The 10325-nt window shown below is 71.6% G+C and carries 12 protein-coding genes and 1 pseudogene; 5 read left to right on the top strand and 8 right to left on the bottom strand.

Going from position 1 to position 10325, the window contains the following annotated elements; translation table 11 throughout:
- From ABT116_RS34570 to hypE, 5 genes are all read left to right on the top strand, one after another.
- A partial coding sequence (locus ABT116_RS34570; protein WP_351642105.1) for a dihydropteroate synthase occupies positions 1–333 on the top strand: 333 nt, incomplete at its 5' end.
- A gap of 9 nt (positions 334–342) precedes the next feature.
- Positions 343–2628: a carbamoyltransferase HypF gene (gene hypF, locus ABT116_RS34565; RefSeq protein ID WP_351642101.1), complete on the top strand. Its 2286-nt coding sequence runs from the start codon at positions 343–345 to the stop codon at positions 2626–2628.
- A gap of 3 nt (positions 2629–2631) precedes the next feature.
- Positions 2632–2952: a HypC/HybG/HupF family hydrogenase formation chaperone gene (locus ABT116_RS34560; RefSeq protein WP_351642098.1), complete on the top strand. Its 321-nt coding sequence runs from the start codon at positions 2632–2634 to the stop codon at positions 2950–2952.
- Positions 2949–4094: a hydrogenase formation protein HypD gene (hypD, locus tag ABT116_RS34555; protein ID WP_351642095.1), complete on the top strand. Its 1146-nt coding sequence runs from the start codon at positions 2949–2951 to the stop codon at positions 4092–4094. The genes ABT116_RS34560 and hypD overlap by 4 nt, the downstream gene beginning before the upstream one ends.
- A complete protein-coding gene (gene hypE / locus ABT116_RS34550; protein WP_351642092.1) occupies positions 4087–5157 on the top strand; it encodes a hydrogenase expression/formation protein HypE in 1071 nt (356 codons plus the stop codon). The genes hypD and hypE overlap by 8 nt, the downstream gene beginning before the upstream one ends.
- 55 nt (positions 5158–5212) lie before the next feature.
- Here hypE and hypA read toward each other — a convergent pair whose 3' ends face one another.
- From hypA to ABT116_RS34510, 8 genes and pseudogenes are all read right to left on the bottom strand, one after another.
- On the bottom strand, positions 5213–5563 hold the full coding sequence (gene hypA / locus ABT116_RS34545; protein ID WP_351642090.1) for a hydrogenase maturation nickel metallochaperone HypA: 351 nt from the start codon (positions 5561–5563) through the stop codon (positions 5213–5215).
- 7 nt (positions 5564–5570) lie between these two features.
- The gene (locus ABT116_RS34540; RefSeq protein ID WP_351642087.1) at positions 5571–5762 is read right to left on the bottom strand and encodes a hypothetical protein; all 192 of its coding nucleotides are present in this window, start codon (positions 5760–5762) and stop codon (positions 5571–5573) included.
- 34 nt (positions 5763–5796) lie between these two features.
- Positions 5797–6003 (bottom strand): hypothetical protein, encoded by a 207-nt coding sequence (locus ABT116_RS34535; RefSeq protein WP_344455147.1) that lies wholly within the window; start codon positions 6001–6003, stop codon positions 5797–5799.
- Positions 6004–6045: 42 nt separating this feature from the next.
- Positions 6046–6642, bottom strand: a complete 597-nt coding sequence (locus tag ABT116_RS34530) for a DUF5947 family protein (RefSeq protein WP_351642084.1) — start codon at positions 6640–6642, stop codon at positions 6046–6048.
- Positions 6639–7190 carry a NifU-related iron-sulfur-binding protein gene (locus ABT116_RS34525; RefSeq protein ID WP_351642079.1) on the bottom strand — a complete coding sequence of 184 codons (552 nt, stop codon included), beginning with the start codon at positions 7188–7190 and terminating at the stop codon, positions 6639–6641. Before ABT116_RS34525 ends, ABT116_RS34530 begins: the two co-directional genes overlap by 4 nt.
- Complete coding sequence (locus ABT116_RS34520) at positions 7183–8976, bottom strand: nickel-dependent hydrogenase large subunit (protein ID WP_351642074.1); 1794 nt, start codon at positions 8974–8976, stop codon at positions 7183–7185. Before ABT116_RS34520 ends, ABT116_RS34525 begins: the two co-directional genes overlap by 8 nt.
- Positions 8977–9040: 64 nt before the next feature.
- Complete coding sequence (locus tag ABT116_RS34515; RefSeq protein ID WP_351642070.1) at positions 9041–10129, bottom strand: NADH-quinone oxidoreductase subunit B family protein; 1089 nt, start codon at positions 10127–10129, stop codon at positions 9041–9043.
- Between the two features lies 1 nt (position 10130).
- Positions 10131–10325 (bottom strand): annotated as a pseudogene (locus ABT116_RS34510) (hypothetical protein); the annotation flags it as partial.

Below are 10325 nucleotides of genomic sequence, written 5' to 3'. Positions count from 1 at the left end.
GTTCCGCGCGACGCGATTCTCATCGATCCCACCCACGATTTCGGTAAGAACACCTTCCACGGGCTCGAGTTGTTGCGGAAAGTGGACGTTCTTGTAAACACCGGGTGGCCAGTGCTGATGGCGCTGAGTAATAAGGACTTCATCGGGGAGACTCTTGGTGTGGAGCTTTCCGAGAGGTTGGAGGGAACATTGGCAGCGACAGCAATGGCCGCGGCGGGCGGCGCCCGGGTGTTCCGTGTTCACGAGGTGGCGTCCACCCGTCGTGTAGTCGACATGGTGGCCGCGATCCAGGGACGCCGCGCCCCCGTACGTACGGTTCGAGGTCTGGCATGAGTATCACCGGTGCGGGCCCGACCCGCGTATGGGCAGAAGCCAACAGTTGGGTTCCGCCCGTTCGTGCACCGTCTGGCCTCCGAGCTCGCGCTGGCGGGCTTCGTGAGCAACACGGCGAGCGGCGTCCTGATCGAGGTGGAGGGCCCGCCGGAGGGTGTCGCCGACTTCTGCGACCGGCTGGCGAAGGAGCCTCCGCCGCTGGCCGCCGTCACCGGCGTGGGGTTCGAGGACCTGCCCGCGACGGGCGCCGACGGCACCTTCGACATCCGCTCCACCGACCGCTCCCCCGGCAGCACCCTCCTCCCGCCCGACACGGCGACCTGCCCGGACTGCCTGCGGGAGCTGGGCGATCCGGCCGACCGCCGGCACCGGCACCCGTTCGTCACCTGCACCCACTGCGGACCCCGCTTCACCATCGCCACGGGCATGCCGTACGACCGGGCGGTCACGACCATGGCCGGCTTCCCGATGTGCGCCGGGTGCGCCCGTGAGTACGGCGATCCCCTCGACCGCCGCTTCCACGCCCAGCCCGTGGCCTGCCCCGACTGCGGTCCCCGGCTCCGCCTGGTGCCCGCCCCCGGGAGCGGGGTCCGCCCGGCCCGGGACGCCGAGGCCCTGGCATCGGCACGCGCGCTGCTGGCGGCCGGGCGGATCGTCGCCGTCAAGGGCCTCGGCGGCTACCACCTGGCCTGCGACGCCGGCGACGCACGCGCCGTGGACTCCCTGCGCACCCGCAAGGCACGCGGCGGCAAGCCGTTCGCCGTGATGTGCGCGGACCTCGACGAAGTACGGCGCATCGCCGGCCTCTCCTCCTGCGAACTGGCCGCGCTCACCGGCCCCCGCCGCCCCATCGTCCTGCTGAGCCGGCGCCCGGGGGCGAACGGCCTCGCGCACGGCGTCTGCCCCGGCAGCCCGCACCTCGGCGTGATGCTGCCCTACACCCCCGTGCACACCCTGCTGTTCGGCCTGCCCGGTGATCCGCCCGGCCCACGCGTGCTGGTCATGACCAGCGGCAACCGCTCCGGGGAGCCGATCGTCACGGACGACGACGAAGCGCTGACCCGGCTCGCCGGGCTGGCCGACGCCTGGCTCGCCCACGACCGGCCCATCGCCTCCCCCTGCGACGACTCCTTGCTGCGCGTCCGCCCCGACGGCACCGAGCAGGTGCTGCGCCGGTCCCGCGGTTTTGTGCCCCGGCCGCTGCGGCTGCCGGTGCCGGTGCGGCCCGCTCTCGCCGTGGGCGGTGACCTGAAGAACGCCCTGTGCCTCGGTGCGGGCGATCAGGCCTGGTTCGGCCCGCACATCGGCGACATGGGCGATCTGACCACCCTGGAGGCGGCCCGGCGGGCGGACGCGCACCTGCGGGCCCTCACCGGCGTGAGCCCCGAGCTGGTCGCCGCCGACCGGCACCCCGGGTATCACTCCACACGGTGGGCCTCCCGACTGGCCGGGCACGCCCCCGTGCTGGTTCAGCACCACCACGCACACATCGCCTCCGCCATGGCCGGGCACGGCCTCGACGGCACCACCCCCGTGATCGGCGTCGCCTTCGACGGCACGGGCTACGGCGACGACGGCACCGTCTGGGGCGGCGAGATCCTGCTCGCCGACTACACCGGCTTCCGCCGCTACGCCCGCCTCTCCCCCGCCCCGCTGCCCGGCGGTGACGCCGGCGTCGCCAACCCGTGCCGTCTGGCCCTGGCCCGGCTCTGGGCGGCGGGACTGCCGTGGGACGCGGACCTGCCGTGCGTGACCGCCTGCGCACCCCGGGAACTGGCCGTGCTCCGGAAGCAGTTGCCCGGTGGCCTGGCCTGTGTGCCGACCTCCAGCATGGGCCGGCTCTTCGACGCCGTGTCGTCGCTCGTGGGCGTGTGTCATCGCGCGGGGTACGAGGCGCAGGCCGCGCTGGAACTGGAGGGCGCTGCCGCTTCGGCGTGGGACGCCGACCCGTCGGCGTACGCCTTCGCCGGGGATCTCGACCCGGCACCCGTACTCGGCGCGCTGATCGCCGATCTGCGGCGCGGCACCCCGGCCGCCGTGCTCGCGGCCCGTTTCCATCGCGGCGTGGCCCGGGCGGTGGCGGGGATCTGCCGGCGGGCGCGTCAGGACACCGGCCTGGCCACCGTCGCGCTCAGCGGCGGGGTGTTCGCCAACGCGCTGCTGGAGGAGGAGTGCGCGCGGCTGCTGTCCGAGGACGGCTTCGCGGTGCTCCGTCACGGCGAAGTCCCGCCGAACGACGGCGGGCTGGCCCTCGGCCAGCTGGTGGTCGCGGCGCACCTACGACAGGAGGAGTGACCCATGTGTTTGGCAGTGCCCGGAAAGGTCGTGTCCATCGACGACAGTGCCGACCCGCTCACCGGACTGATCGACTTCGGCGGCGTGCAGAAACAGGCGTGCCTGGAGTACGTGTCCGATGTGCGGGTGGGTGAGTACGTCATCGTGCACGTCGGTTTCGCGCTCCAGCGTCTGGACGAGGAGTCGGCCCTGGCCTCCCTGAAGCTGTTCGAGGAACTGGGGCTGCTGGAGGAGGAGTTCGGGGACGCCTGGGAGCAGGCGGCCAAGGAGGCGGGCGCCGCCGCGGTGACGGAGCCCCAGGACAGCGGGAGTGAGGCCCGGTGAAGTACATCGACGAGTTCAACGACCCCCAGCTGGCCCGGCGTCTGCTGGACGAGATCCGCGCCACCGCCACCCGGCCCTGGGCCCTGATGGAGGTGTGCGGCGGGCAGACCCACTCGATCATCCGGCACGGCATCGACCAGCTGCTGCCCGAGCAGGTCGAGTTGATCCACGGTCCCGGCTGTCCGGTCTGTGTCACGCCGCTGGAGGTCATCGACAAGGCGCTGGAAATCGCCGCGCGGCCCGGGGTGATCTTCTGCTCCTTCGGCGACATGCTGCGGGTGCCGGGCACCGACCGCGACCTGTTCCGGGTGAAGGGCGAGGGCGGCGACGTGCGCGTGGTGTACTCGCCGCTCGACGCCCTGGAGCTGGCCCGCCGCAACCCGGACCGGGAGGTGGTGTTCTTCGCGATCGGCTTCGAGACCACCGCCCCGGCCAACGCGATGGCAGTGCACCAGGCGCGCCGGCTGGGCCTGTCCAACTTCAGCCTGCTGGTGTCGCATGTGCGGGTGCCCCCGGCCGTCGAGGCGATCATGACGGCACCGGAGTGCCGGGTGCAGGGCTTCCTCGCCGCCGGGCACGTGTGCAGCGTGATGGGGATGGCCGAGTACCCGGAGCTGGCCGAGCGGTTCCGGGTGCCGATGGTGGTGACCGGCTTCGAGCCGCTGGACATCCTGGAGGGCATCCGCCGGGCGGTACGCCAGCTGGAGCGCGGTGAGCACCGGGTGGAGAACGCCTATCCGCGTGCCGTGCGCGAGGAGGGCAACCCGGCCGCGGTGCGCATGATCGAGGAGGTCTTCGAGGTCACCGACCGGTCCTGGCGCGGCATCGGGCGGATCCCGGCGAGCGGCTGGCGGCTGACCGACGCCTTCCGCGCCTACGACGCGGAGCACCGCTTCGACGTCAGCGGGATCCGCACCGAGGAGCCCGCCGAGTGCCGGGCCGGCGAGGTGCTCCAGGGCCTGATCAAGCCGACCGAGTGCGCCGCGTTCGGCACCACCTGCACCCCGCGCACCCCGCTCGGCGCCACCATGGTCTCCAGCGAGGGCGCCTGCGCGGCCTACTACCTCTACCGACGCATGAACGCCCCGGCGCCGCAGGCCGGCGGAGCCGCGCAGCAGGAGGAGGTGACTCCCGTTGCCTGAGCACGTCACCGATGTGGTCGACCCGGCCAACTGGACCTGCCCCGCCCCGCTGCGTGACCAGGGGGTCGTGGTCATGGGGCACGGCGGCGGCGGTGCGCTGTCGGCGGAGCTGATGGAGCAGATCTTCACCCCTGCCTACGGCAACGCCACCCTGGCCGGGCTCGCCGACTCCGCCGTCCTCGAACTCGGCGGCGCGCGGCTGGCCTTCTCCACCGACTCCTACGTGGTCCGGCCGCTGTTCTTCCCCGGCGGCTGTCTCGGCGACCTCGCGGTCAACGGCACCGTCAACGACCTCGCGATGAGCGGCGCGCGGCCCGCCTACCTCTCCGCCGCCTTCGTCCTGGAGGAGGGCGTGGAGCTGACGGTCGTCGAGCGGATCGCCCGCTCGATGGGGGCGGCTGCCGCGGCCGCCGGGGTCACGATCGCCACGGGCGACACCAAGGTGGTGGAGTCCGGGCACGGCGACGGGGTGTACGTCACCACCGCCGGGGTGGGTCTCGTGCCCGACGGGGTGGACATCCGGCCCCAGCGTGCCCGGCCGGGTGACGCGGTCATCGTCAGCGGCCCGATCGGGCTGCACGGCGTGGCGATCATGAGCGTGCGAGAAGGGCTGGAGTTCGGGGTGGAGGTCGCCAGCGACACCGCGCCCCTGGCGGATCTGGTGGCGGCCATGCTGGGCGTCACTGCGGACATCCATGTGCTGCGCGACCCCACCAGGGGCGGCCTGGGCGCGTCCCTCAACGAGATCGCCCGTGCCTCCGGGACGGGTGTCCGGCTTCAGGAGCGGGCGATCCCGGTGCCGGACGCGGTGGCGAACGCCTGCGGGTTCCTCGGGCTCGATCCGCTGTACGTCGCCAACGAGGGACGGCTGGTCGCCTTCGTGCCCCCGTCAAAGGCGGAGGAGGTGCTGGCGGCGATGCGGGCCCATCCGCAGGGTGCCGGAGCCACGCTGATCGGCGAGTGCGTCGCCGAGCATCCCGGGATGGTGGTGGTCGCCACCGGGCTCGGCGGGACGCGGGTGGTGGATCTGCCGCTCGGGGAGCAGCTGCCGCGCATCTGCTGACCGCCGGACAGGACGAAGGGCCCCGCCGACGGATCGGCGGGGCCCTTCGTCCCCTCTACGCCGGTACCGGCTCGATCCCGGCGATCTCCAGCTCACGGCCGCTGCGCAGGTCGTTGGAGGGCTGGTCGCAGCGCGGGCACCAGAAGAACGGGGGCACGCCCACCGCGAACTCCTCGGCGCACGGGCCGCACCAGGCCTGCGCGGGGATCTGCTCGACGACGAGCCGTGCTCCCGCGAGGGATGTGCCGTCGCGGGCCACCTCGAAGGCGAAGTCCAGGGCGTCGGGGACGACGCCCGCCAGCTCGCCGACCCGGACGGTCACCTTCGAGACGGCGTCCGTCCCGTCCGCCCGGGCCAGCTCGTCGGCCCGCTCGATGATCGCGCTCGCGATCGACAGTTCGTGCACGGCCGGCTCACGGGTAGCGGTGGCCGGCGCGGAACCCGCCGGCCATCCGCCAGATCCGCGCCTCGCGCCTCAGGCTGGGCCACTCCCAGCACAACAGGGCCAGGGCCGCGCCGCCCACCAGGACGGCCTCGGTTTTCAGCACCCGCCGTCCGCTCATCCCGCCCCGCCTGCGCATGACGGTTCTGCGTACTCGTTTCATTGCGGCGACTCCCTGCTCGTTCGCGTCACGGTCTTCATCCCGGCGAGATGTTCGGCATGGTCTCGGCGAGGGCGTCATGCCGCTTCCAGTGGATCCCGGTGGAGCGGCGCGCGTCGGCGGTGCCGTCCGCGTGGTGCCCCTTCTGCTGCTGGCGCGGTCCCTTGTTGCCCTGGTGCATCCCGGCGACGTGCCGGGGCGTGTCGGGCTTCGCCTGGGGCCGGCCCACTCTGATGCTGCCCATGGGGTGCTCTCCTTCCTCGCCTCCGACCTGCGGAGTGCGTGGCTATGGCCGCTCGGTGAGGTCCTCGAAGAACTGCTGGACGGCCGGCCAGACCCGGCCGCCGCCGGACAGGCCGCGCCACTCCCGGCGTACGACGGCGACCATCCGGTAGCAGTCGTCGATCGGCACGATCCAGTGGTGGTGCAGGCCGTGGACGGTGTTCACCAGCAGGGCCTCCACGTCGGGTTCCACGGTCGCGAGCTGTGGACACGTGCCGGACAGTTTCTGCCAGGCCGCCGCGTCCACCTCCCAGCGCATGGCTCCCGCGGGGCTCGGGCCCTCGGCGGTGACGGTGCCGTCGGCCCGGGGCACGAAGAACACCAGGCCGACCGGCACGCCCAGCGCGGCCGTGTCGACCTCGGGCAGCCGGACCCGGCGCCGGGGCACGAGCCGGTACTGGCCGTCCCCCGCCGCCGCGTCGGCGAACAGCACGGAGCAGGGGCCGCAGACGCAGCGCACCTCCTCCTGCCCGGTGTCGTACAGGTGGGCGTGCTCGTCGCCGACCGGCGCGGCGCACAGGTCGCACACCTCCTTCTCGGCCGCCGCGGTGCGGTCGGCCGAGGAGCGGATGAGGCGGGCCAGTGCCCCGTCGGTGGTCACGGTGTGCCCCGGTGCGTCAGCGTGGTCAGCGGGACGAAGGCGGGGGCCGTCTGGGTGAGGGGCTCCACCGCCGTCAGCTCGGGAGCCACGGCGAGCACCGCCGCGCGGACCGCGTCGGTGACCTCCGATCCCCCGCTGCCGCAGCCGGACCCGCATCCACCGCCGCCCTTCGTCAGACGGACCCGGGCGACCTGCCCTTCGACCCCGGCCCACTCCACGTCGCCGCCCCGCTCCTGTACGGCGGGCCGCAGCCGTTCGACCGCGCGGGCCGCCCGGCGTTCGGCGGGCTCGGGGTGGATGTCGTGCAGCACCATGAGGTGCCCGAGCAGCTCGTCGTCGGCGAGGCGCTCGGCCAGTTGCTCGTCCGCCTGGTCCAGGACGCGGGCCAGGGCTTCGCCGTAGACCTCGGTCAGCAGGGCCACCGCCTCGGTCGCGGAGCGGGTGGTGGGGCCGGGAGCGGACTCGAGGGTTTCCAGCGCCTGGTCGAGCCGGGCGAGCCGGGCCTCGACGTCCGGGTCGGCCAGCCGTGCGCCGACGGCCTCAGCCATGGTTCGCCCCGTACGTCGGCGAGTGCAGGGTCGTCAGTGTCTTGCCCTTGCCGACGTACATGTGCACACCGCACGGCAGACACGGGTCGAAGCTGCGGACCGTGCGCATGATGTCGACGCCCTTGAAGTCGTCGGGCCCGTTCTCCTCGAAGATGGGCTGGCCCTGGACGGCGTCCTCGTACGGGCCGGGGGTGCCGTACATGTCGCGGGGGCTGGCGTTCCACGGGGTCGGCGGGTACGGGTGGTAGTTGGCGATCTTCTTGTCCTTGATCACCAGGTGGTGGGAGAGGACGCCGCGCACCGCCTCGTGGAAGCCGCAGCCGATCGCCTCGTCGGGCACCTCGTAGTTCTCGAAGACCTTGGTCTCGCCCGCGCGCACCATGCCCATGGCCTCTTCCAGGAACTGCAGGGCCATGGCGGCCGCGTAGGCGATGAAGTAGGGCCGGGCGCGGTCGCGTTCGATGGTGTTGCTCCACTGCGGGATGCGCCACTCCAGGGTGGTCTCCGGCAGCGACTCGCCCTTGGGCAGGGAGATGCGCACGCTGTGGCCGGTGGCCTTGACGTACGGGGTGTCGACCAGGCCGCTCAGCGCGGTCGACCACAGGCGGGCGAGGGGGCCGCCGCCGGTGTCGAGGGCGAGGTGGTCGCCGGTGCGCTGGTCGAACCAGCGGGGGCTCATCACCCAGCTGTACTTGTCGTCGAAGTTGCGCTTCTGCGGCACCGGGACGGTGGTCTGGTTCCACGGGTGGCGCATGTCGACGGGGTTGCCGAGCGGGTCGTGGGTGACGAACGGCTGGTCGTTGACCCAGTCCTCGTAGTACGAGCTGCCGAGCATGATGCGCAGGCCGAGGTTGATGTCGACGAGGTTGTTGGTGACCAGTTCGCCGTCGACGATGATGCCCGGGGTGACGTACATGTCCTTGCCCCAGGAGTTCATCGTCTCGTAGCGGTAGTCGACCGTCTTCGGGTCCTGGAAGGCGCCCCAGCAGCCCAGCAGGACGCGGCGGCGGCCGACCTCCTCGTAGCCGGGCAGCGCCTCGTAGAAGAAGTCGAAGACGTCGTCGTTCATGGCGACGGCCTTCTTCACGAAGTCGATGACCTTCATGAGCCGGCTGAGGTAGTCGGTGAACACGGTCGGCTGCGGCATCGTGCCGACGCCGCCCGGGTACAGCGTGGAGGGGTGGACGTGCCGCCCCTCCATCAGGCAGAACATCTCGCGGGTGATGCGGCTGACCTTCAGGGCCTCCTTGTAGACCTCACCCTCGAAGGGGTTGAAGGCCTTCATGATGTCGGCGATGGTGCGGTAGCCGTGGATGTCGCCGCGGGGCGCCTCGGTGCGTTCGGCGCGGGCCAGCACACCGGGGTTGGTGGCCTTGACCATCGCCTCGCAGAAGTCCACGAACACCAGGTTGTCCTGGAAGATCGTGTGGTCGAACATGTACTCGGCCGCTTCACCGAGGTTGACGATGTAGTCGGCCAGCGGAGGCGGCTTGACGCCGTAGGCCATCTGCTGGGCGTAGTCCGAGCAGGTGGTGTGGTTGTCGCCGCAGATGCCGCAGATCCGGGACGTGATGAAGCCCGCGTCGCGCGGGTCCTTGCCCTTCATGAACACCGAGTAGCCGCGGAACAGCGACGAGGTGCTGTGGCATTCGACGACTTCCCGGTTGGCGAAGTCGATCTTCGTGTAGATGCCCAGGTTCCCGATGATCCGTGTGATCGGATCCCAGGACATGTCCACGAGCTGTGGCGGCTTGCGGTCCGTGGGCCGCGCCTCGGTGGTGGTCATCTGCGGTACTGCCCCTCGCTGTCGGTGGTGTGTGGGGTGGTGGGCTTGCTGCGTGGGAGCCTCATCAGGCGCGCCAGTGGGGGTCGTAACCGCTGGTCAGCTTGCGCTTGTTGTGGCGCCATTTGGGCTCATGGTTGACGAGCTCGTTGGTCATGCCGCGCAGTCGCCGGACGACGGCCCCGTACGGCTTGATGACCAGGGACGACAGGGTGCTGCCCGGGGGCTCGTCCATGAACGGCATGAACGCGTCGGGGAAGCCGGGCATCGTGCAGCCGATGCAGATGCCGCCGACGTTGGGGCAGCCGCCGAGGCCACCCATCCACCCGCGCTTGGGCACGTTGCAGTTGACGACCGGACCCCAGCAGCCCGTCTTCACGAGGCACTTGGGTGAGTTGTAGTCCGCGGCGAAGTTGGCCTGCTCGTAGTACGAGCCGCGGTCGCAGCCCTCGTGGACCGTCTTCCCGAACAGCCACTGCGGGCGCAGCATGTGGTCCAGCGGCGGCGGGGGCGCGGAGCCGGCCGCGTGGTAGAGGACCCAGAGCAGGGTCTCCATGAAGTTCTCGGGCTGGATCGGGCACCCGGGCACGTTGACGACGGGCAGGCCGGCCTGGGAGGTGTAGTCCCAGCCCAGGTAGTCGGCGAGGCCCATGCAGCCCGTCGGGTTGCCGGACATGGCGTGGATGCCGCCGAAGGTGGCACAGGTGCCGGCGGCGACCACGGCCCAGGCCTTGGGGGCCAGTTGGTCGATCCACCAGTTGAGGGTCTGTGGCTCGCCGGTCTCCGGGTCGTTGCCGAAGGACGTCCAGTAGCCGTCGCCCTCGATGATGTTCTGGTTGGGGATCGAGCCCTCGATGACGAGGATGAACGGGCCCAGTTCGCCGCGTACGGCGGCCCGGTAGGGAGCCAGGAAGTCCTCGCCGCCCAGGCTGGGCGAGAGCACCTTGTTGATCAGGTTCACCTTCGGCAGGCCCGGGATCAGCCCGAGCACCAGGTCCTCGATGGAGGGCTGGTCGGCGGCGGTGAGCGAGACGGTGTCGCCGTCACAGCTCATGCCCTCGGAGATCCAGAGGATGTGGATCTCGTCGATGCCCTGCCGGACCTCGGACCGTTCGGGTTCCTTGCTGACTTCTTCGGTGCTGCTGTGGGTGGTCATGTCACTCGGCCTCCGCTGCGGGGGTCTCGGAGTCGGTCATGTGCCGCGCCGGGGCTGCGGCGGGAGCCGGTGCCGACGGCTCGTCCGGGATTCCGGCGGGCTCGAGGGGTTCGAGCTCGTCGGGCCGGAAGTAGTGGAAGCGGCCGTACCAGTTGTTCAGTTCGGCGGCTGGGTCGTCGTCGAGGGTGACGGCGAG

It is taken from the genome of Streptomyces sp. NPDC002130 (assembly GCF_040296465.1).
Classification (GTDB): domain Bacteria; phylum Actinomycetota; class Actinomycetes; order Streptomycetales; family Streptomycetaceae; genus Streptomyces.
The sequence above is the reverse complement of the archived record's forward strand: the minus strand, read 5'-3'. Positions and strand labels throughout refer to the sequence as shown.